The 21,476-nt window shown below is 45.2% G+C and carries 20 protein-coding genes and 1 riboswitch; of the genes, 12 read left to right on the top strand and 8 right to left on the bottom strand.

Annotated features, from left to right (window positions below; all coding sequences use genetic code 11):
- Positions 1 to 191 precede the first annotated feature (191 nt).
- The 3 genes from QY309_12175 (at position 192) to QY309_12165 (ending at position 2,655) form a co-directional block, all read left to right on the top strand.
- A complete protein-coding gene (locus tag QY309_12175; protein ID WKZ58622.1) occupies positions 192 to 824 on the top strand; it encodes an ABC transporter ATP-binding protein in 633 nt (210 codons plus the stop codon).
- The gene (locus QY309_12170; protein WKZ58621.1) at positions 821 to 2,074 is read left to right on the top strand and encodes an ABC transporter permease; all 1,254 of its coding nucleotides are present in this window, start codon (positions 821 to 823) and stop codon (positions 2,072 to 2,074) included. Before QY309_12175 ends, QY309_12170 begins: the two co-directional genes overlap by 4 nt.
- A gap of 134 nt (positions 2,075 to 2,208) precedes the next feature.
- A complete protein-coding gene (locus tag QY309_12165) occupies positions 2,209 to 2,655 on the top strand; it encodes a hypothetical protein (GenBank protein WKZ58620.1) in 447 nt (148 codons plus the stop codon).
- A gap of 128 nt (positions 2,656 to 2,783) precedes the next feature.
- On the opposite strand, the gene QY309_12160 is transcribed toward QY309_12165, so the two are convergent.
- Together QY309_12160 and QY309_12155 are read right to left on the bottom strand one after the other, a co-directional pair.
- Positions 2,784 to 3,044, bottom strand: coding sequence for a hypothetical protein (locus QY309_12160; GenBank protein WKZ58619.1), 261 nt, complete (start codon positions 3,042 to 3,044; stop codon positions 2,784 to 2,786).
- A gap of 38 nt (positions 3,045 to 3,082) precedes the next feature.
- Positions 3,083 to 4,177, bottom strand: coding sequence for a glycoside hydrolase family 2 TIM barrel-domain containing protein (locus QY309_12155; GenBank protein WKZ58618.1), 1,095 nt, complete (start codon positions 4,175 to 4,177; stop codon positions 3,083 to 3,085).
- 197 nt (positions 4,178 to 4,374) lie between these two features.
- On the opposite strand from QY309_12155, the gene QY309_12150 reads away from it, so the two are divergent.
- The 3 genes from QY309_12150 (at position 4,375) to QY309_12140 (ending at position 9,185) form a co-directional block, all read left to right on the top strand.
- Positions 4,375 to 6,606 carry a TonB-dependent receptor gene (locus QY309_12150; protein WKZ58617.1) on the top strand — a complete coding sequence of 744 codons (2,232 nt, stop codon included), beginning with the start codon at positions 4,375 to 4,377 and terminating at the stop codon, positions 6,604 to 6,606.
- A gap of 157 nt (positions 6,607 to 6,763) precedes the next feature.
- Positions 6,764 to 6,983, top strand: a riboswitch (cobalamin riboswitch).
- 124 nt (positions 6,984 to 7,107) lie between these two features.
- Positions 7,108 to 9,009 carry a TonB-dependent receptor gene (locus QY309_12145; GenBank protein ID WKZ58616.1) on the top strand — a complete coding sequence of 634 codons (1,902 nt, stop codon included), beginning with the start codon at positions 7,108 to 7,110 and terminating at the stop codon, positions 9,007 to 9,009.
- Positions 9,010 to 9,011: 2 nt separating this feature from the next.
- Positions 9,012 to 9,185 (top strand): DUF5522 domain-containing protein, encoded by a 174-nt coding sequence (locus QY309_12140; GenBank protein WKZ58615.1) that lies wholly within the window; start codon positions 9,012 to 9,014, stop codon positions 9,183 to 9,185.
- 79 nt (positions 9,186 to 9,264) lie between these two features.
- Here QY309_12140 and QY309_12135 read toward each other — a convergent pair whose 3' ends face one another.
- Complete coding sequence (locus tag QY309_12135) at positions 9,265 to 10,014, bottom strand: hypothetical protein (protein WKZ58614.1); 750 nt, start codon at positions 10,012 to 10,014, stop codon at positions 9,265 to 9,267.
- A 175-nt stretch (positions 10,015 to 10,189) separates the two neighbouring features.
- On the opposite strand from QY309_12135, the gene QY309_12130 reads away from it, so the two are divergent.
- A complete protein-coding gene (locus tag QY309_12130; protein ID WKZ58613.1) occupies positions 10,190 to 12,094 on the top strand; it encodes a CocE/NonD family hydrolase in 1,905 nt (634 codons plus the stop codon).
- A 78-nt stretch (positions 12,095 to 12,172) separates the two neighbouring features.
- On the opposite strand, the gene QY309_12125 is transcribed toward QY309_12130, so the two are convergent.
- Together QY309_12125 and ettA are read right to left on the bottom strand one after the other, a co-directional pair.
- Entirely contained in the window at positions 12,173 to 12,541 is a 369-nt protein-coding gene (locus QY309_12125) for a DMT family protein (GenBank protein ID WKZ58612.1), read from the bottom strand.
- A gap of 112 nt (positions 12,542 to 12,653) precedes the next feature.
- Positions 12,654 to 14,336: an energy-dependent translational throttle protein EttA gene (gene ettA / locus QY309_12120; GenBank protein WKZ58611.1), complete on the bottom strand. Its 1,683-nt coding sequence runs from the start codon at positions 14,334 to 14,336 to the stop codon at positions 12,654 to 12,656.
- 227 nt (positions 14,337 to 14,563) lie between these two features.
- Here ettA and QY309_12115 point away from each other — a divergent pair, with 227 nt between their 5' ends.
- Positions 14,564 to 14,785, top strand: coding sequence for a DUF2795 domain-containing protein (locus QY309_12115; GenBank protein ID WKZ58610.1), 222 nt, complete (start codon positions 14,564 to 14,566; stop codon positions 14,783 to 14,785).
- A gap of 59 nt (positions 14,786 to 14,844) precedes the next feature.
- On the opposite strand, the gene QY309_12110 is transcribed toward QY309_12115, so the two are convergent.
- A complete protein-coding gene (locus QY309_12110) occupies positions 14,845 to 15,525 on the bottom strand; it encodes a 2-C-methyl-D-erythritol 4-phosphate cytidylyltransferase (protein ID WKZ58609.1) in 681 nt (226 codons plus the stop codon).
- A 29-nt stretch (positions 15,526 to 15,554) separates the two neighbouring features.
- Between QY309_12110 and QY309_12105 the strand changes: the two genes are divergently transcribed.
- Complete coding sequence (locus tag QY309_12105) at positions 15,555 to 15,806, top strand: hypothetical protein (protein ID WKZ58608.1); 252 nt, start codon at positions 15,555 to 15,557, stop codon at positions 15,804 to 15,806.
- A 15-nt stretch (positions 15,807 to 15,821) separates the two neighbouring features.
- On the opposite strand, the gene queA is transcribed toward QY309_12105, so the two are convergent.
- Positions 15,822 to 16,868 carry a tRNA preQ1(34) S-adenosylmethionine ribosyltransferase-isomerase QueA gene (gene queA, locus QY309_12100; protein WKZ58607.1) on the bottom strand — a complete coding sequence of 349 codons (1,047 nt, stop codon included), beginning with the start codon at positions 16,866 to 16,868 and terminating at the stop codon, positions 15,822 to 15,824.
- 201 nt (positions 16,869 to 17,069) lie between these two features.
- Between queA and QY309_12095 the strand changes: the two genes are divergently transcribed.
- Entirely contained in the window at positions 17,070 to 18,335 is a 1,266-nt protein-coding gene (locus QY309_12095; GenBank protein WKZ58606.1) for an ABC transporter permease, read from the top strand.
- 77 nt (positions 18,336 to 18,412) lie between these two features.
- On the opposite strand, the gene recA is transcribed toward QY309_12095, so the two are convergent.
- Positions 18,413 to 19,444 (bottom strand): recombinase RecA, encoded by a 1,032-nt coding sequence (gene recA / locus QY309_12090; GenBank protein ID WKZ58605.1) that lies wholly within the window; start codon positions 19,442 to 19,444, stop codon positions 18,413 to 18,415.
- Between the two features lie 183 nt (positions 19,445 to 19,627).
- Here recA and QY309_12085 point away from each other — a divergent pair, with 183 nt between their 5' ends.
- Together QY309_12085 and QY309_12080 are read left to right on the top strand one after the other, a co-directional pair.
- The gene (locus QY309_12085) at positions 19,628 to 20,671 is read left to right on the top strand and encodes an aminopeptidase (protein WKZ58604.1); all 1,044 of its coding nucleotides are present in this window, start codon (positions 19,628 to 19,630) and stop codon (positions 20,669 to 20,671) included.
- 95 nt (positions 20,672 to 20,766) lie between these two features.
- Complete coding sequence (locus QY309_12080; protein ID WKZ58603.1) at positions 20,767 to 21,456, top strand: response regulator transcription factor; 690 nt, start codon at positions 20,767 to 20,769, stop codon at positions 21,454 to 21,456.
- Positions 21,457 to 21,476 lie beyond the last annotated feature (20 nt).

Raw genomic sequence — 21,476 nt, 5'->3', positions numbered from 1 at the left:
TCATTGCGAACGGAAGGGCTGGTAGGCGTGCCGGGGTGAAGCAATCCCTTGCTTAGAAGTTTTGGGATTGCTTCACTCCAACGCTCTGCCTCCGCTTCGGTTCGCAATGACGTAAATTGATAATCTTTAGTAATAAATAAACAAAAGTCTGGCGGAATAAACCCACCAGACTTTTATTTTTAAGCCGCATTATGGTAACGATTAAAAATTTGTCATTCGCCTACGGAAACCAGAAAGGCATACGCTTTCCGGATTTCAGCATCGAAAAAGGTGAACACTGTTTGTTATTGGGTGAATCCGGAAGCGGTAAAACCACCTTGCTTCACGTGTTGGGCGGGTTACTTCGCGGCTACTCCGGATCGGTTGAAGTGGCGGGTACAGAACTTTCATCTTTGTCGGAAACAGCGTTAGATCATTTTCGAGGCAAGCACATGGGGTTTGTGTTTCAGCGCAACCACCTGATCAGTGCGCTCACGGTTGAAAAGAATTTAATCATGGCACCTTACCTCGCGGAACTGCCTATCAACCATACCCAGGTGGAAGAGGTGTTGGGAAGTTTGGGCATTGCGGAAAAGAAGCACAGCAAAGTGACTGAACTGAGTCAGGGACAGGCGCAACGCGTTGCCATTGCCCGTGCGGTTTTAAATAACCCTCCTGTAATTTTAGCGGATGAACCTACTTCGGCTTTGGATGATAAAAGTTGTGCGCAGGTTATCGACTTGTTGATTCAGCAAGCCAATGCACACCAGGCTACGTTGCTGGTGGCCACGCACGATCAGCGGTTGAAAGATAAAATTGGAAAACAGATTAGTCTACACGGATGAACATCATACTACTTGTCTGGAATTATTTAAAAGCAAAGCCACTCAACACAGCTTTAAATATTGTGTTGCTTTCCTTGGGCATTGCTGTGATCATAGTATTGCTGTTGTTTAATAAGCAACTGGAAGAAAAAATTTCGGAGAATGCACGCGGCATTGATTTGGTAGTAGGGGCGAAGGGTAGCCCGTTGCAACTTATACTCTGCAATATTTTTCACATCGATTTTCCTACAGGCAACATCAATTTGAAAGAAGCGGAACGCATTGCCAAAAACCGGTTGGTGAAAAATGCTATTCCGCTTGCGTTAGGCGATAGCTATGAAGCGTACCGGATTATCGGAACCGATAAGCGATATGCCGAACTCTATAAAGTAGAAGTGGAACAAGGCGCATGGTTTAGTGAAGAACTGGAAGTGGTGATTGGTGCCAATGTGGCCGCCATGACTAAATTCAAATTAAATGATGAATTTGCCAGCGCACACGGCCTCACCACCGGTGGGCATGCGCATGAGGAGCACAAGTTTGTGGTGAAGGGAATCATGAAACGCTCCAACACCGTGTTGGACAACCTCATTCTTACTTCCGTTGAAAGTGTATGGCATGTGCATGATTTGCACACCGAAGAAGATCATCAGCATCACGATCATGAACACGACAGCACCTTTATCGCCTCTCCGTTGGTGCCGACCGTTGCAGCCGGTGATTCCACCAAAGAAATAACGGCCATGTTGCTTCAATATCGCTCACCAATGGGCGCCATACAGTTGCCCCGTTTTGTCAATCAGCAAAGCAGCATGCAGGCAGCATCGCCAGCGTTCGAAACGGCACGCTTGTTTTCCATTTTGGGTGTTGGTGTTGATATTTTAATGGCGTTCGCCTACGTGCTTATTTTCATATCTGCGTTAAGCATTTTTATTGCCCTCTATAATTCATTAAAAGAAAGGCGCTACGACTTGGCCATTATGCGCTCCATGGGCGCCACACGATTAAAACTGGTGGTAACTATTTTATCGGAAGGCGTGTTGCTTACCTTGTTGGGCAGTATAATCGGGTTGTTGCTGGGGCATGGTGTGGTTATGCTCATGACAGCTTTTGTGGCCGAAACCCAAAAAGCCGGGATAAGCGGTATTGTTTTCTACACCGAAGAATGGATAATTTTGGCGGGAAGTTTGTTGTTAGGTGTGTTGTGTGCGCTGATACCTGCCTGGCAGGCGTACCGAACCGATATATCAAAAGTGCTGGCAGGGAATTGATGTTGAATTTGTTGTAGTGAGTAACTGTTGTAAAGTAACTAACCACATAGGAACATAGATCACATAGAAAAAACTATGTGTGCTATGTGTCTATGTGGTTCAAAAAATAATGAAACCTTGAACCATTAATCAGAATGAAGAAAATAATATTAGTTGTATGTGTTGTTTTATTGACCAGCCAGGCATTTGCCCAAACCCCGAAGTTTGACGCCTGGAATGAATTTGCCAAAACCAAATTTGAGCCCAAATACTACGAAAAGCTTGGCGAATATTTGTTCTATCCCAGTTTTCCGGAATCATTAAAGTCGCTGGAGGGAAAGGAAATTACCGTAGAAGGTTTTTACGTGCCCTTTGCACCGGAAGAAGGCAACTATATTATTCTCTCCAAATACCCCATGAGCCAGTGTTTCTTTTGCGGAGGTGGTGGCCCTGAATCCATAGCCGAGGTAACGTTCAAAGTTGACCCCGGAAAATTCCAGGTGGATGACCTGATCACCGTAAAAGGCAAACTCAAACTCAATGCTTCCGACATTGAGCATGTGAATTTTATTTTGGAAGAGGCCGTGCTGGTGAAGAAATAACCAGGCACATCAGTTTCGTTATTAATTCTTTTCAATCTCCTGCCCGATAAACAATAGCGTGTTGGTTTGAGGAATACCAATGTGTACTTCACGCATCCCATACGCCTGGTTAAAGGGCTCTCTGACCTTTAGGCCTTGTAATTTAATTTGTCTTTGATTGCGCTCCACACGCTATCCAGGTCATCTACCTCCAGGTAAAATTCCATTTGCCCGATATCTTTTCCTGCCCGCAGCAGGTGTACCGTCAGGTTGTCTTTGTGATAAATGGCGTACGTTTCCGTTTCCATATGCGGAGTGAAGCTCAGGATGTCTTTAAAGAACTTGCCGGTTGCTTCCAGATTATACGAAGGAATCATTGGGCTCAGGTATAATGCCTTGTAGGTACTCATGTTAATCCTGGATTCAGTAATGGGTTACCACGATTAAACTAATTCTTCCCCGTAAGCTTTTTAATAAGCTCAACCTCTTCCGGCTTGTACGGTGTTCCATCCTTCCGGAAGATGTCGTGAAACCAAACTTCAGGTTCTTTGCCATCAGGCATGGGCGTATCCCAGGCGTAAATGGTATTGGTTTTTCCGGCAACAAGCCCCCAGTTGTAGGCACCAATGTTTTCCTTTTTCAGTAGCGGCATAATGTTATCAAAGCGGCTGTTGCGGGTTCGTGCCATGTATTCGGTGCAGATTAACGGCTTGCCGTACGTTTGCAGGCTGTCAATCCACTGTTGGTGATCTTCCGCATCACCATAATTGTGGTAGGTGATCACATCGGAGTTGGCGAGCTGAAACGTATTGAGTTCAAGCAGCTCTTTATTCCAAACACCAACCGACAGCGGTTGTGACGGGTTAACCTCCCGGCCCCACTGAAAAACGTTTTGCAACAACGGCATCGACTTGTTTTTATAATTCGAGTTACCCGGTTCGTTGTACAAGTCCCATAAAACAATGCGGGGGTCATTTGAAAATTCCGTAAGCACATCTTTTACATAGGCTTCAAGCGTATGTATAAGCGTTGAATCCTGGTGAAGGATATCGCCCGGATCGCGCAGCCAGCCGGAGTTGTGAACACCGGGTTTGGGTTCCGGCTGTGTGCCGGTTTCAAACGTGGGGTTCCAGCAATCATCGAAGAAAACAAACAAGGTAGAGATGCCATGCTTATCCGCGATGGCCAGGTATTGACTCACCCGATCCTTGAATCCTTCCTGGTCGGTTTGCCAGGCGGCATGATGCAAATACACCCGCATGGAATTAAGTCCGATGGCTTGCGCCCATCCCAACTCCTTGTTTATCGTGGCTGTGTCGAATGTTTCGGCTTGCCACATTTCCAACTGATTGATGGCCGTGCTGGGAATAAAATCACAACCGCGTAACCAACCCCATTGTTTATACCAGTCATGGGCTTGCTCGCGCGACCACACCTCGCGCACGGGTTTTGTATCACGGGCCTCATCCGCTTCCTTTTTCTGACTGCAGGAAAGCACTGAGATAATCAACAAACTAAATGTCAAAAATTGTATGGGTTTCATCGGTATAGGGATGATGGTAATGCTGTAGGGAACTCAAGTTACCCATTTCGTTTTTAATTGGCTAAAAGAAATCAGTTATGAACCATCCCAATTCAGTCGGTTTTTGCTCATCTCAAATAAATTATCCTAAACCTATTGCCTTACTCCTTCGTTTTACTTAGTGTTGTATAAACAAAAATTTAGATTAGTCTAAAAATATGCTTAGTAAGGCTAAAATTTTGATGGTGGCAGGGGTTGTATGGGCCTTTCAGTCGGTGGCACAGGAAGCCGCAGTACAGGGGTGGGTACGGGCCAAGGAAGCGCCTGTGTCTTTTGCCACGGTGGCCTTGCGCGGCACAAACAAGGGCACAATCACCAATGCCGATGGATCGTTTGAGTTTAAGGGAATAAATGCGGGCTCCTACGTGTTGGAAGTTTCGGCCGTAGGGTTCAAAAAAAATACGCAACAGGTTAATGTCAGTCCGTCAACCCAACCGATAACCATTACCATGGAAGAAGAAGTGAGCCAGCTTGATGAGGTAGTGGTAACGGGAACCATGCAGGAGGTAACAAAACTCAGGTCACCGATTCCGGTGGAGGTTTACGCTCCGGTGTTGTTTAAGAAAAATCCGGTGCCCAATATTTTTGAATCGCTGAACATGGTGAATGGTGTGCAGCCGCAAGTGAACTGCAACGTATGCAACACGGGTGATATACACATTAACGGATTGGAAGGACCATACACGATGATCTTAATTGATGGCATGCCCATTGTGAGCAGCTTATCAACCGTATACGGATTGGCCGGCATACCCAACGCTATGGTGAAGCGCATTGAAGTGGTGAAAGGTCCGGCTTCCACATTGTATGGTTCGGAAGCTGTTGGCGGGTTGATCAACATCATCACCAAAGAACCACACAACATGCCCGTGTTACAAGCAGATGTTTTTGGAACCAGTGTGGGTGAAATGAACCTGGATATTTCGGTGGCCGGAAAAGTGGGCAAGACTTCAACCCTGCTGGGGATCAATCATTTTCAATACCGAAACAAACGCGATATCAACAACGATAATTTTACCGACATCCCGGTGCAGCAACGCATTTCCGTTTTCAACAAATGGGAATTTCCAAAACAAAAAGGGTCATTGGCGTTGCGGTACTTTTATGAAGACCGGTGGGGCGGAGAACTGCAATGGAACCGAAAGTACCGCGGGTCGGATGTATATTATGGAGAATCCATTTATACCAATCGGTGGGAAGTGATCGGCACACAAGCACTCAACACCAATGCGGCTATCGATTATTCCTATAACTACCACCTGCAGGATTCGTATTACGGTACCGTCAAGTACAAGGCCGATCAGCATGTTGCGTTTGCGCAGATGCGTTGGAACCGGAAGATGGGTGCACACACGTTGCTGGCGGGTTTGCCCGTACGGTTTATTTATTATGATGATAACACTCCGGGCACGGCTGAACTTTCTGGCGACAACACACCCTCGGTTACTTTCTTACCGGGAGTTTTTGTGCAGCACGAAGTGGAACTCAGTAAATCATTTTCTACGCTCGCAGGTTTGCGTTATGATCACCACAACATTCACGGAAATATTTTCACACCACGTTTAAGTTTTCGGTATGCGCCTGCTGCAAACAGCGTCTTTCGATTTACTACCGGCAGTGGCTATCGCGTAGTGAATTTGTTTACGGAAGATCATGCTGCCCTTACCGGCTCGCGCGAAGTGGTAATTGAAGATGAACTGAAGCCGGAACAATCGTGGAATGTGAACCTGAACTATACGCATACAATTCCATTCGCATCAGGCTTTTTGAATGTTGACGGATCGTTGTTCTATACGTACTTCTCAAACAAGATTGTTGGTGATTTTTTAGCTGACCCCGATAAAATCATTTACGACAACCTGGATGGGCACGCCATATCGAAAGGCATCACGCTGAACTCCGATTTACAGTTCACTTCCGGGTTTTCGGTGCTGGCCGGTATTACCATAATGGATGTGTACAACAGGGAGGGGGGAGAAAAAATTCCGCAGCTTTTTGCGCCTCGCTTTTCCGGAACATTGGCCACGTCCTACACCACGCCAAACAAAGCGTGGATGATAGACCTCACCGGAAGGTTTAATGGCCCGATGCACTTGCCCGTGCAGCCCAATGATTTCCGCCCGGATAAATCGCCTGTGGTTCCGTTAATGAATATTCAGGTAACACGGACGATAGTCAGCAAAAGCGAAAAACACCAATGGGAAATTTACGGTGGTGTAAAAAATCTGTTGAACTTCATTCCCGAGCATCCGTTGATGCGACCATTCGATCCGTTTGATCGAAACACCGATGTGAATAACCCAAACAACTACACATTCGATACGGCCTACAACTACGCGCCTGTTCAGGGGTTGAAAGGATTTTTGGGTGTGCGGTATACGTGGAGATAGAATTCAAATGTTAGCAACAGTATAAATGCCCTAAATACATCCTCGGGTAATTTTGAACCACATAGGAACATAGGCCACATAGAAAATTTATAGAAACTATGTGCGCTATGTGTCTATGTGGTTTTAAGGTGAATTTTGAATCTTAAATCCTGAATCTGTATACTTGCACCGCTTTGGTTCCTGATCAATACACGATTGAAAAGGATGAAAAGGGAACCCCGTGAAAATCGGGGGCTGTTCCCGCAACTGTAAGCATCATTAAGACTTGTCTTAATTCTTCAAGCCACTGTTTTGATTCCGATAGTTATCGGGACGGGATGGGAAGGTGAAGGCAAGTGATGTAAGCCAGGAGACCTGCCACAGCAACGTTTATTTCAGTGCTTCGGGTAAAAGCTACTTGATTCTTGTGATTCATGTGATGGGTATGATAGAATCACACCCTCACTCCGCACGACTCATTTTCAGCCTTTACTCTTTTTTCAACCTTAAACCCTTTTTCAAATGAAAAAAGAGATTAAAGTCTGGGCAATGACTGTAATTGCCTGTTGGTTATGGGCGCCAACCCAAATAATGGCCCAACAAGATTCCCTGTCATCCACCACCCTTCGTGAGGTAGTGGTTACCGCTACCAAGTTTCCGAAAAATGTTTCCGAGACGGGCAAGGTGCTCACCATCATCGATGAAGAACAATTGTCGCGCAGTTCGGGAAAGGATTTATCGCAACTTCTTAATGAACAAGTTGGCTTGGTCATCAATGGTGCCAACAGCAATCCCGCCAAGGATAAGTCGGTGTTTTTGCGAGGCGCTGCCGGCAAGTACACGCTTATTCTCGTTGACGGTGTTCCGGTAAATGATCCCAGTGGTATTGATGGTGCGTTTGATTTACGCTTGCTATCCATCGATCAAATCGAGCGCATTGAAATTCTGAAAGGAAGTCAATCAACCTTGTATGGTACCGATGCCATGGCGGGTGTCATTAACATCATCACCAAAAAGAAAGGCAACAAACCCTTAAGCGGAACAGGTACCGTAAGCTATGGCAGCTACCATACTTTGCGTGGCAATGTTGGTATTTCAGGAAGTACAGATAAGTTTGACTATAGTCTGGGCTACACGCGCCTTCAAACGGATGGCATCAGTGAGGCTAAAGAGCCCGATGATAATGTCGATTTTGATAAAGATGGTTTTGAACAAAATGCCATTCAGTTGAATCTTGGCTATAAGCCAACCGAAAAAATTTCCATCCGTCCGTTTGTGCGCTTCAATGATTTTGATGGCGCCTATGATGTGGGTGCTTTCGCAGATGATCCGGAGGCGTTTTATAAGGCCAACACCTTTCACTACGGTGCCAACGCTGACTATCAATTTGAGAAGGGCGCAGTTACTGTCATGTATGCGCATAACAAAACGGAGCGTTCTTTTGAGAGCATGTTTGGTGGGCCTGATGAATATGATGGCCGGTTCAATCACGGTGAAATATTCATGAACTGGAATTTCACGGATCATGTGCAATTGTTAGGAGGATTAAACTACCAGCATGTTAAAATGGTGGCTACCAATGCAACCGTTGAGAATCCTACGGCTGACATGACCAGTCCTTATGCTTCACTGTTTATAAACAACCTGAATGGATTTTCGATGGAAGCTGGCGGACGGTTTGTAAGCCATTCGGTGTATGGAAATAATTTCACGTTCAGCATCAATCCTTCGTACCTGATCCATAATCAGGTAAAGCTTTTTGCCAACTACGGTACCGGATTTAAAGTGCCCACACTGACGCAATTGTATGGTCCGTTTGGTGCTAACGAAGATTTGGAACCCGAGGAAAGCACGAGCACAGAAGCAGGTATTCAGTTTGTTTCTTCGGATAAGAACTGGAATGTACGCGCTACCTGGTTTAACAGAGAAATTGAAAACGTAATTGTTTATACAACCGGTTACCTCAACCAGGATAAACTGAATGATCACGGTGTTGAAGTAGAAGCATCATACACCACAAATAAACTTACACTGACCGGTTTCTATGCATATGTCGATGGAGAGATAACTACCCAAAGCGGGGCAGGATCCGAAACAAAGCCCAACGACTTGCTTCGCAGACCAAAACATTCCGTGGGTTTAAATATCGGGTATCGTGTATCGGATGAATTATTCGCAAGCCTGAATTTCAAAACCTTTGGCGAGCGTAACGATGTATTCTTTGATCTAAACACTTTTACCTCAAGCCCGGTAGTGTTGGAGGCTTACCAGTTGCTGGATGTTTATGTCGAGTATGCGTTACTCGACAATCGCATAAAGTTGTTTGGGGACTTCCGCAACCTGTTGAATCAGGATTACTACGAAGTGTATGGCTACAAGACGCAACCTTTCAATTTATCATTGGGTGTGCGTGGCACATTTTAAGTATGGATAATATCAGGAAAAACAAAGCTAAAAGTCCATCCGCTTTGCCAGCAACCGAACCCGACTATTACCTTGAAAATGGTAAGGTAGTTTTTACGGCATCTTATCACCTGAAGCGGGGATATTGTTGCCAGAGCGGGTGCAGGCATTGTCCGTACACTAATAAAACAAAGTAAATGGTATTAAAAGAAAAGGCGCCCCGCGAAACGGGACGCCTTCGGATAACAAACACCTAACCCTCATCAAAACGGTCTGCTACCCAAGCTCTTTTTCCAGTTGTGCTATTTTTTCCTGGGCCTGTACATGTCCTAACGAAAGGGACATCTTATAAAGTTCCAAGGCTTCGCGTTGTGTTTCTTTCTTTTTCTTTGGCGCAAACTTGGTTCTGTCAGCGGCCGTTTCTAAGGCAGCCGCTTGTGCGTAGTACAATTCGGCTTTGCTGGTCTTCGAAGCGATGTTGACTTCAGCAACTTTGGCTTCCAGTTCGGCAATGTTCTCTTCCTTTAATTGAATGAGTTGCTGCTGTTCAGCCATGGCCAACGTTTTTTCATTTAAAGAGGAGGTAAGCAACTGATTTTCATTTTTGAATTTGGTTACCTCTGCTTCCAGCGCAGCCAGTTGTTCATTGCGAAGGGCCAGGTCTTTTTTCAGTCGCCTGATGGTAGCTGAATAATTCACAGCACTTTTCTTCATCGACTTTTCAAGCTCAGCCAGCTTTTCCTGACTTTCGCGAATGTAGGCATTGAGTTCGCTCAACCGGTTTTCGTAGTCGGCATAGGATGTGCCCTCTACTACATTGGTGCGCAATACCTGCCGGGTAGCGTCAATGGAATCCAGCAGGGTGCCTACCTCCTGTAGGGTGGTGGCCATCTGCTGACTGGTTTGCAATTCCACTTGAAGGGAGTCAACTTTGGAAAGCAGCTGTTGCTTTTCTTTGGTATCGCAACTCATGACAAGCGCTGCCATACCAACGGTTAATACAAAAAATTTCAGGTTCTTCATCATAAGAAAGTTTTTTGGTTGCACCTGTATAACGTACAGGTTTGGGTAAAATGAACCTGAATTTTAGAAAATCCGGATTAACGGTTGTCCATTCAGATTAACGGAAGCATCAATCTATTAATTGACATTGAAAATGAACCCTCAAACCACTACATTCCACATTATTTTACCTTTTCTTATGAAAACAAAACTGATTACACTTCTTTTAGTTACATGTGTCACCCTCACGTATGCGCAGAATTTCAAGGAAGATTCTGTTTACATGCGTACGCATTATGAAAAATTTGAATATCAGATTCCGATGCGGGATGGTGTAAAACTTTTTACGATTGTGTATGTACCGAAGGACCAATCCAAAAAGTATCCGATTTTGTTAAACCGTACCTGCTATAACGCCTCAACCTATGGCGATTTCAAAACGTATGGTCATCCATCGAATTACCTGGTAAAGGATAAGTACATTCTGGCGTTTCAGGATGTGCGGGGTCGGTACATGAGCGAAGGAACCTTTGATAACATGCGGCCCAACATTCCCGGAAACGATCGGAAGAATAAAACAGCGATTGATGAAAGTTCCGACACCTGGGACTCTATCGACTGGATGATTAAGAATATCAAAAACAATAATGGTCGTGTGGGCATGTTCGGTATTTCATACCCGGGCTTTTACACAGCTGCAGCCTTACCTGATGCGCACCCTGCATTGAAAGCCTCTTCACCCCAAGCACCCATTTCAGATTTCTTCTTTGACGATTTCCACCACATGGGTGCGTATTTGCAAAGCTACACCGCAGCTTTTGCCGTATTCGGTTATCAAAAAGAAGGACAAACCAAGGATGATTGGTTTATGGATGAGATCATGCGGTTTTATGGTAAACAAGTAAAGGATGGGTACGATTTCCACTTGAAGCTTGGTCCATTAAAAAACATTACAGAACAATATCATCACGATAATTTCTTTTGGCAGCAGATTGTTGATCACCCTAACTACGATGAGTTCTGGCAGAAACGTAGCATTCTTCCACATTTAAAGGATGTTAAGCATGCGGTGATGACGGTAGGTGGATGGTTTGATGCGGAAGATCTGTACGGACCATTGAATATTTATAAGTCAGTGGAGGCATCTAGCCCGCAGGCCTACAATACCATTGTGATGGGCCCATGGGGTCATGGCGACTGGGCCAATGAAAAAGGTAAGTCAACACACAACCATATTTATTTTGGCGACAGCATTTCTACGTTTTATCAACGTGAAATTGAACGTACGTTTTTTGCTTACCATTTAAAAGGTGAGGGGCAGCCCAATTTGCCTGAAGCCTATATGTTTGATACCGGTAGCAAGCAATGGAGAAAATTTGATACATGGCCTCCCCGCGATGCTGCTCCGTTGAGCCTGCGTTTTGCTGAAAACGGAAAGTTGTATGTGAATCAACCCGTGCCGCAGGAAGCTGTTTTTGAATATGTGAGCGACCCGGCCAAACCGGTACCATACACCTCACAAACCGAAGGGCTTACCTTTACGCCCCGAAGCTTCATGAGTGATGATCAGCGCCATGCTTCCCGCAGATCGGATGTACTGACCTTTGAAACAGATCCTTTAACAGAGGACATCGTGTTGTCGGGAGAAATTTTAGCGAAACTGAAAGTCTCCATGACCGGCACGGATGCTGATTTTGTGGTAAAACTGATTGATGTATATCCGCAGGATCATCCGAATTACGAGCACAATGCCAAGAATATTGTAATGGGAGGTTACCAACAATTGGTTCGGTCGGAAGTGTTCAGGGGAAGGTTCAGAAACAGTTTTGCTAAACCGGAGCCCTTTAAGCCAAACGAAATTACCGATGTGGAATTTCCACTTCAGGATATTCTGCACACATTTAAAAAAGGCCATCGTATTATGATTCAGATTCACAGCACGTGGTTTCCGTACATTGATCGAAATCCGCAGAAATATGTGGATAACATCTATAAAGCCAATGAAGAGGATTTTATTAAGTCCACCATTCGGGTATACGGATCATCATCCATTGAGATTGGTGGCAATAACAAGTTGAATACCAAGTTGGATTTTAAGAAATAAGTTCAATATCAAAAATTGTATGAGATCGCAGATGATTGTCTGCGATCTCTTTTTTTGGAATCATTTATAGGGTTGTAGTTATTTCTTAAAAACGAAATACACCGCCAATACCAAAAACACAAACGCGATGAGGTGGTTGGTGCGAAACGTTTCGTTTTTGAAAAACACGAGCGAGAAAGCCACGAATACCACCAGCGTAATTACTTCCTGAATTACTTTTAACTGAACGAGTGAGAACGGACCGCCATATCCTTTAAAGCCAATACGGTTGGCGGGTACCTGAAGCATGTATTCAAATAACGCAACGCCCCAGCTGATGAGAATGATGGAAATAAGTGGAAGACTTGCGCTCCACTTCATGTCTTTGAATTTCAAATGCCCATACCACGCAAATGTCATGAATGCATTCGACATGACGAGAAGAATGATTGTATAGAAAGCTTTCATGATTTGGAAAAAATGGCCTTAAGACTTACGACCAAGGACACAAGATATAGGAATGATTCAATTCTGATATCTTATGTCTTACATCTTATGTCTTACGTCTAACTACTCAAGTCTATTTTACCAGTTTCTTATACCGTATCCGATGCGGCTGATCATCACCCAAACGCTTCTTCTTGTTCTCTTCGTATTCGCTGAAGCTTCCTTCAAACCAGTACACTTGTGAATCACCTTCAAACGCCAGAATGTGTGTACACACCCGATCGAGGAACCAGCGGTCGTGGGAAATGATTACAGCACAACCCGCAAAATTTTCCAACGCTTCTTCCAGTGCGCGAAGCGTGTTCACATCCAGATCGTTGGTCGGTTCATCAAGCAACAACAAGTTGCCACCTTGTTTCAAGGCAATGGCCAGGTGCACGCGGTTACGCATACCACCGGAGAGTTCTTTGATTTTTTTCTGCTGATCGGTTCCGTTGAAATTGAACTTACCCACATACGCGCGCGAGTTCATTTCTTTACCACCCAACATAATCAGGTCGTTGCCACCGGTGATTGCCTGCCATACCGTATCTTCCGGTTTCAGGTCATCGTGCTCCTGATCCACATAGGCAATCTGTACGGTTTCGCCTACTTCAAATGTTCCGGCATCGGGTTTTTCTTTGCCGACAATCATTTTGAACAGCGTGGTTTTACCGGCACCGTTTGGTCCGATAATACCAACAATACCAGCAGGCGGTAATGAGAACGTTAAATTTTCATACAACAACTTATCGCCATACGCTTTGGCCACGCCATTGGCTTCAATAACCTTATTTCCTAAACGTGGTCCGGGCGGAATGTAAAGCTCCAGCTTTTCTTCACGTTCTTTTGTTTCTTGTGTGAGCAGTTTTTCGTAGGCACTTAAACGCGCTTTGGCTTTCGCTTGTCTTCCTTTCGGATTCATGCGCACCCATTCCAATTCACGCTCCAATGTTTTCTGACGCTTGGATTCAGATTTTTCTTCCTGTGCCAAACGCTTTTGCTTCTGATCCAACCAGGAAGAATAATTTCCTTTCCACGGAATACCTTCTCCGCGATCCAGTTCCAAAATCCATCCGGCCACGTTATCTAAAAAGTAGCGATCGTGTGTTACGGCAATGATGGTGCCTTTATATTGACGCAAATGTTCTTCCAGCCACAACACCGATTCGGCATCCAGGTGGTTGGTGGGTTCATCCAATAACAATACATCGGGTTCTTTCAACAACAGGCGGCAAAGTGCTACGCGTCTTTTTTCTCCACCCGACAGGTGTTCGATTTTTGCTTCAGGCGGGGGGCAACGCAGCGCATCCATGGCGCGTTCCAGTTTGTGATCCAGTTCCCAGGCGCCAACGGCATCCAGTTTCTCCTGTACTTCACCCTGACGGGTAATGAGTTTATCCATGGCATCCGGATCTTCCATAATGGCCGGATCGGCAAACTTTTCATTGATCGCTTCAAACTCCTTTAATAAGGCAACCGTTTCATGCACGCCTTCTTCCACAACCTCCTTTACCGTTTTGGTTTTATCCAATTGAGGTTCCTGCTCCAGCAGGCCAACGGAGTACCCCAGGTCAGAAACGACTTCGCCTTGAAACTCCTTATCAATACCGGCAATGATGCGCAGAAGGGAAGATTTTCCAGAACCGTTTAATCCCAGCACACCAATTTTGGCTCCATAAAAGAAGGAGAGGTAGATGTTTTTCAGTACTTGTTTATTGGGCGGATAGATTTTACTCACGCCCGTCATCGAGAAAATTATTTTTTCGTCAGCCATAAATCATTTGTTGGATTTTGCCGTTCAGGCAATTAGTGCCTGCCTCAGACAAGGCGCAAATATGGCTTTTTTTACCCGATAGTCCATGATTGTAGCGGAATGGTTCAGCGGTTACTTTCCGGCCAAATTTACCATGGAGTGGCAAGTGGTTTTTTGGCCAAAACGGGCTATTGACTATGGAGTAATTAATTCTATTTTTGCGAAAATTTAAAAGGAGGACCTCTGTTATGTATTGGACACTTGAACTTGCCTCATACCTGGAAGATGCACCCTGGCCGGCTACGAAGGATGAATTGATTGACTACTCCATCCGTTCGGGCGCACCGTTGGAAGTGGTGGAAAATCTTCAGGAATTGGAGGATGACGGTCAGCCGTATGAAAGCATTGAAGAGATATGGCCGGATTACCCGACCAAGGAAGACTTCTTCTTCAATGAAGATGAGTACTGATTAGGTTAGAAATTATTTTCTATAGTTTAACAGGAGAGTGAAGCCGGTGTATGCCGGCTTTATTTTTTGGCTCGGATAAGTGCTTCAGCTACTATCAAATCTTCGGGTGTGGTGATCTTGATGTTTTCATAACTTCCTTCAAATAAAGAAATCAAATGCCCCGCGCGTTCAGCCACACTGGCATCATCGGTAAGGCTTGCATCTTCTTTTGTTTGATACGCCTGCTTGATTAATGAAACCTGAAACGTTTGTGGTGTTTGTACTAAGCGGAAGCGTGAACGATCCATTGCTTTGGTGTTGTCCTGATCGGTCATGCGAATGGATTCTTTGAGGCGCACAGCTGCTACCGCTGAACCATGCACAGCTGCCAGGCGAAACGATGCACCAATAATATCTTCACTCACCAGCGGGCGCACACCATCATGGATAGCGACCAAACCCTCGCCTTCAATTTTATCCAGCCCATTTTTAACGGATTGAAAACGGGTGTCACCACCTTTGGTAAGCAGTAAAGGTTTGTGGTATTTGTGAAGCAGGCATAGCTCTTCCCAGATGGGAAAATCATCTTCAGGTAAAACAACAATCACCGTAATAGCAGGTGAGTAGGCGTAGAAGGTATTGATGGTGCGCATGAGTATGGGCACACCATCCAGGTCGAGAAACTGTTTAGGCACTTTGCTTTTGATTCGCGTGCCTTTTCCCCCGGCAACAATAAGCGCGTATTCTTTATTATTGTTCATATATTCACCGTGAAAATACCAAAATACTTATGGTGATACTACGCTTGTTGCTGATTGTGTTTAATGTGGTGGTGGTGACTTACCTGGTGTACCGCATGTTCCAGGTGGCAAAGGAGCCGATTCCCTCGGGGAAGAAATCACTCATACTGATTGCGGGCATCCTGCTATTGCTGGCCCCGTTCAGCATGTTTTTTGGCATCATGAATGCCTCCTTCACCTATTTTATGATTTATCCCGTAGCGATCTCGTTGTTTCTGTATCTGATTCGTGAGGTGCAATAACATGCACCCATGTCATCAGATAATCAACATCGCATCACCGTACGTCAGGAACTTGTATTTTTCCTTCTTCGCCACTTTGTAGGCTTCCATGACCAGTTCAAAGCCACCAAATGCTGCGGCCATCATCAACAAGGTTGATTCCGGCATGTGGAAGTTGGTGATCATGGCATTACAGATTTTGAAATCGTAAGGTGGGAAGATGAACTTGTCTGTCCAACCTTCTTTTACCTTTAACCGGTTGGTTGCCGAAACAGCCGACTCCAGTGCACGCATGGAGGTGGTACCGATGGCACACACCCGGTTTTTATTGTCGAGCGCCTTGTTCACTTTATCAACTACTTCAGGGCCAACAATAAAATTCTCGGAATCCATCTTGTGCTTGGTAAGGTCTTCCACATCTACCTGGCGGAAGGTACCCAACCCGATGTGCAGGGTGATGAAGCTCATATCCACACCTTTCAGTTGAAGACGCTTTACCAATTGCTTGGTGAAGTGCATACCTGCAGTTGGTGCAGAAACAGCACCTTTATTCTTCGCAAAAATAGTTTGGAAGCGATCCTTGTCTTCGGCTTCCACTTTGCGTTTAATGTATTTGGGAAGGGGCGTCTCGCCCAGGGTTTCAATTACTTTATCAAAGGCTTCGGCATCGCCATCAAACAGAAAGCGAATGGTTCTTCCGCGTGAGGTAGTATTGTCGATTACTTCAGCGACCAAATCACCGTTACCAAAGTACAGCTTATTGCCCACACGGATTTTACGAGCCGGGTCAACCAGCACATCCCACAGGTGCATTTCGGCATTCAGTTCACGAAGCAGAAAAACTTCAATTTTGGCTCCCGTTTTTTCCTTGCGGCCGTACAAACGGGCAGGAAACACCATGGTATCGTTGGCTACCATCACATCGCCTGCATCGAAATAATTGACCACATCTTTAAAAACCTTGTGTTCAATTTTTCCGGAATCTTTGTGAACCACCATTAAACGGGCTTCATCCCGGTTTTCGGCTGGTCGTAAGGCGATTAGGTTGTTGGGGAGATCAAATTTGAATTCGGAAAGCTTCATATTTTAAACGCAAAGTATGCCCAATGAACAGTTAATTTTTTTAAGGTTGCAAAAATAAGGCAATACTTGAGATTTACGAAGAATGAGCCTGTTTTTAAATACCGTAACAAATTGCCCTGTTTTTAGTCTAATGGGCGTAATTCAAATGGCCAAAAGCCGACTAACCCGAGTAATTTTAGCCATAAACCCCAAGGCCAAAGCATGAAGGTACTGCGTCAGATCATGGAAAGTTTTCGGTTCGCCTGGAAGGCCCTCCGGTCGAACCTGTTGCGTACCATTTTGTCCCTGTTGGGCGTTACAGTGGGTATCTTTGCCATTATTGCCGTGCTTACGTTGGTTGACTCCCTGGAAAAGAACATCAAAGACAGTTTGAACTTTATCGGAACCGGGGTGATCTACATTGAAAAGATGCCGTGGCTTCCGGAAGAAGGTGGAGACTACAAGTGGTGGGAATACTTCCGCAGGCCGAATGCCTCTTATGCCGAGTTTAAATTTCTGAAACAAAATCTCAAAAATGCAAGCCACATCGCCATCCTGGCGGGAAGAGGAAATGCATTGATTAAAAGAAACAGCAACAGTATCGGACAAGTGCGGTTGTTGGGTGGCAGTGAAGGGTATGAACAATTGTTTGAAGTGCCGATTGAAAAAGGCAGATACTTTACTACCGATGAAGTAATGGGCGGGCGTAATGTAGCGGTTATCGGATATGAGGTGGCAAAAGCTTTGTTTCCCAATGATGAAGATGCGCTTGGCAAAACCATAAAAGTCAGGAACCTGATGTATAGTGTAGTTGGTGTTGTGAAGCAGGAGGGGCAAAGCTTTATGGGAAATACTACCAACGACTTTACGGTAATCATACCATACAATTCTTTCCGGAAGCTTTACCAAACCGGTACAGGACGCTGGAATGAGATTGGATCAACCATTGGAGTGAAGGGAACGGAGCAGGACATTGGATTAGTCGAGCTTGAGAATGAAGTGCGCGGGTTCTTACGTACGCGTAGAGGAGTGCGGCCTGTTGAGAAAGATAACTTTGCGTTGAACAGACCGGAAGCCATCATGAATGTAATCAGCGGTTTGTTTGATGTGGTGGGTGTTGCCGGTTGGATCATTGGAGGATTCTCCATGTTGGTGGGAGGTTTTGGAATTGCCAACATCATGTTTGTGTCAGTAAAAGAACGCACGAGTATTATCGGGCTACAGAAATCCGTAGGTGCAAAAAATTATTTTATACTCTTTCAGTTTTTGTTTGAAGCGATTTTCCTCTGTTTGATCGGAGGGTTTGCCGGGTTGTTTTTGGTGTACCTCATCACCCTTATTCCGATGGGTAGTTTAGTCGTTACCCTTTCATTCAAGAATATTGTGTTAGGAATCGGTGTTTCAACTGTAATCGGCTTGGTATCCGGAATCGTACCGGCTGCCATGGCGGCAAGGTTGGATCCGGTGATTGCTATTCGGGCATCTTAGTCTTTAGTCAATGGTCAATAGTCGATAGTCTTTCTGACTATGGACTATTGACTATTGACTGTGGACTGATTGTCTTATTACTTTTCTTTCTCCTCCAACACTTTCTTGCCTTCCACACCGGAGATTTTCTCTTTGATCTTTCTCTCCAGTTCTTCCATCAATTCCGGGTTGTCTTCAATGAGTTGTTTCACGGCATCACGACCCTGACCGAGTTTGTTGCCTTCGTACGAGAACCAGGAGCCTGCTTTTTGCACCACATTCAATTCAACACCCAGGTCAACAATTTCACCGGATTTGGAAATTCCTCTTCCATACATGATGTCGAATTCAACTACTTTAAACGGAGGGGCAACTTTGTTCTTCACCACTTTTACTTTTACACGATTACCGGTAATGTCATCAGCAGCTTCTTTGATCTGGCCGATTCTGCGAATATCCAATCGCACAGAAGCATAAAATTTCAGGGCGTTACCACCGGTAGTGGTTTCCGGGTTACCGAACATGATTCCGATTTTTTCGCGAAGCTGGTTGATGAAGATACAGGCACAACCGGTTTTGCTGATGGTACCGGTAAGTTTACGCAACGCCTGCGACATCAATCGGGCTTGCAAGCCCATTTTGCTGTCACCCATTTCACCTTCGAGTTCGCCTTTCGGTACAAGTGCAGCAACAGAGTCAATTACAATAATATCAATAGCACCCGAACGAATTAAGTGATCAGCAATTTCAAGTGCTTGTTCGCCATTATCCGGTTGAGAGATCAACAGGTTCTCCGTATCAATACCCAATTTTTCCGCATAACTTTTATCGAACGCGTGTTCCGCATCAATGAAAGCAGCCAGCCCACCTTTCTTTTGTGCTTCGGCAATCATGTGCATGGTCAGGGTTGTCTTACCCGATGATTCCGGTCCGTAAATTTCTGTTACACGGCCACGCGGAATGCCGCCAATGCCAAGGGCAATGTCCAGCCCCAGCGAGCCGGTTGATATGGCGGGTATATCAATAACCCGTTCATCGCTTAGTTTCATTACGGTTCCTTTACCGTATGTCTTTTCAAGTTTATCGAGGGTAAGCTGAAGCGCTTTTAATTTTTCTTTTGCGTCACTCATGAGTTCAATGTTTAAAGTTTGTAGCGGTTGTTAATCCGGGTTGAAATTACGACTAACCCTTCCAAAAACAAACGCGCGGCACTTTTCGCGACAGTAGTTGTCAGTGTTCCTTGCGCCCATTCATTCATCAGATTGCTGTTCCTGCAGTTCACCAAAAGTGAGTATACTGCGTGAAATTAAGCTATGCTGAGGTGGTTTTTAAGAATGGTGAAGTGGTTTGTGCTCACCCTATTGGTGGTGGTGGCCGTGTTGTGCGTGGTCTATCGCGACCTGGTGGGGTATGGCTTACGCCAAGCAAAAGGTCAACTTAATATTGTCTGGAATGCACGACCGGTAGCGGAGTACCTCGCGGATACAACCTTTCCCGATTCCCTCAAGCAAAAGCTGTTGTTAATCGCTGAAGCGCGTCAGTTTGCCATTGATTCACTCGGATTGAACGACACAAAAAACTATACCACCCTGTACGACCAACAGGGTAAGGAAATCATGTGGGTGGTTACGGCCAGTGAAGCTTTTCAGCTTAAGCCTAAAGAATGGGAGTTTCCCGTCCTGGGTGCAGTTCCGTACAAGGGTTTTTTTGAGATGGAGCGTGCACTTGCCGAAAAACAAAAACTGGAGGCTGAAGGCTGGGATGTTAACGTTCGTAATCCGGGTGGCTGGTCAACCTTAGGTTGGTTTACCGATCCCATCTTGAGCAATATGCTTTCGCGATCGGAGGGTGACCTGGTGAGTTTGATTATTCATGAGATGGCGCATGCAACCATCTTTGTAAAGGACAGCGTTGACTTCAACGAAAACCTGGCTTCGTTCATTGGCGATCGGGGAGCAGAGTGGTTTTTGATTTCAAAGTATGGGAAAAACAGCGAGCCTTATCTTCAGTTTGTTCAGGAAGACAAGGAGTTTGCTCACTATGTTGATCATATCCTGCGTGGATGTGATTACCTCGACAGCGTTTATGTCGCTATGACCGATAAAACCCTTGATGAAAAGCGCACCTTAAAGGAGGCCGCTATTCGTAAAATCATGGATGCCGTTGACACCTTGTCGTTCGAGGCGCTGGTTCGCCCCACAGATAAGCACAAGGTTATACCCAACAATGCGTTCTTCATGTCGTTCAGAAGGTACCAGTCAAAACAAGATGTTTTTTGGCATGAATGGAAGCACGATTTCCAGAGAGATTTGAAGGCATATATACGGGTTTTGGCCGATCGTCATCCCTTCTTGTAGGCTGAACTTCAGGGATTAAGGAATTGTTAAGAATGGGCAGACGGTTTTTAAACCCCTGCCTTTCTGTCTACTTTTGTGTTAAATTACATTAATCTATGGGAAACAAGCCCGTGCATAAAGTGCTTGTTGTGGATGATGAAGAGCCGATTCAGGAGCTTCTGAGATACAACCTCGAAAAAGATGGATACGATGTTAAAACCGCTGGCGATGGTGCCAAGGCGGTGGAGATCGCCAAGAAATTCCATCCTGATCTGGTATTGCTCGACATCATGATGCCCAAAATGGATGGCGTGGAAACCTGCCGGTTACTGCGCGAAATTCCCGAACTGCAAAAAACCTTTATCGTGTTTCTTACTGCCCGTGCAGAGGAATATTCTGAAGTGGCAGCTTTTGATGTAGGTGCCGATGACTACATCACGAAACCAATTAAACCCCGCGCGTTGCTAAGCCGCATCAGTGCGTTGTTCAGAAGAGAAGTGAAAAAGGCCGATCCGTCAAGCTCCATTTCAGCTGGCGATCTTACCATAGACAGAACCAGTTACACCATCAAAGTGGATGGTCGTGAAATAAACCTCCCTAAAAAGGAATTTGAACTGTTGTATTTCCTGGCTAAAAATCCCAACAAAGTATTCAGTCGCGAAGACCTGTTGCAAAACATCTGGGGATCGGATGTATATGTGCTGGCACGCACGGTAGACGTACACATTCGCAAAGTGCGCGAGAAAATCGGGGAAGATTACATCACTACCGTAAAAGGCGTTGGCTACAAGTTCAGCCTCAATTGAAGTTTCAGCATGTTATCGGC

The sequence above is a fragment of the Cyclobacteriaceae bacterium genome, from assembly GCA_030584025.1.
Lineage (GTDB): Bacteria > Bacteroidota > Bacteroidia > Cytophagales > Cyclobacteriaceae > UBA2336.
This window is presented reverse-complemented; position numbering and strand designations above follow the sequence as displayed.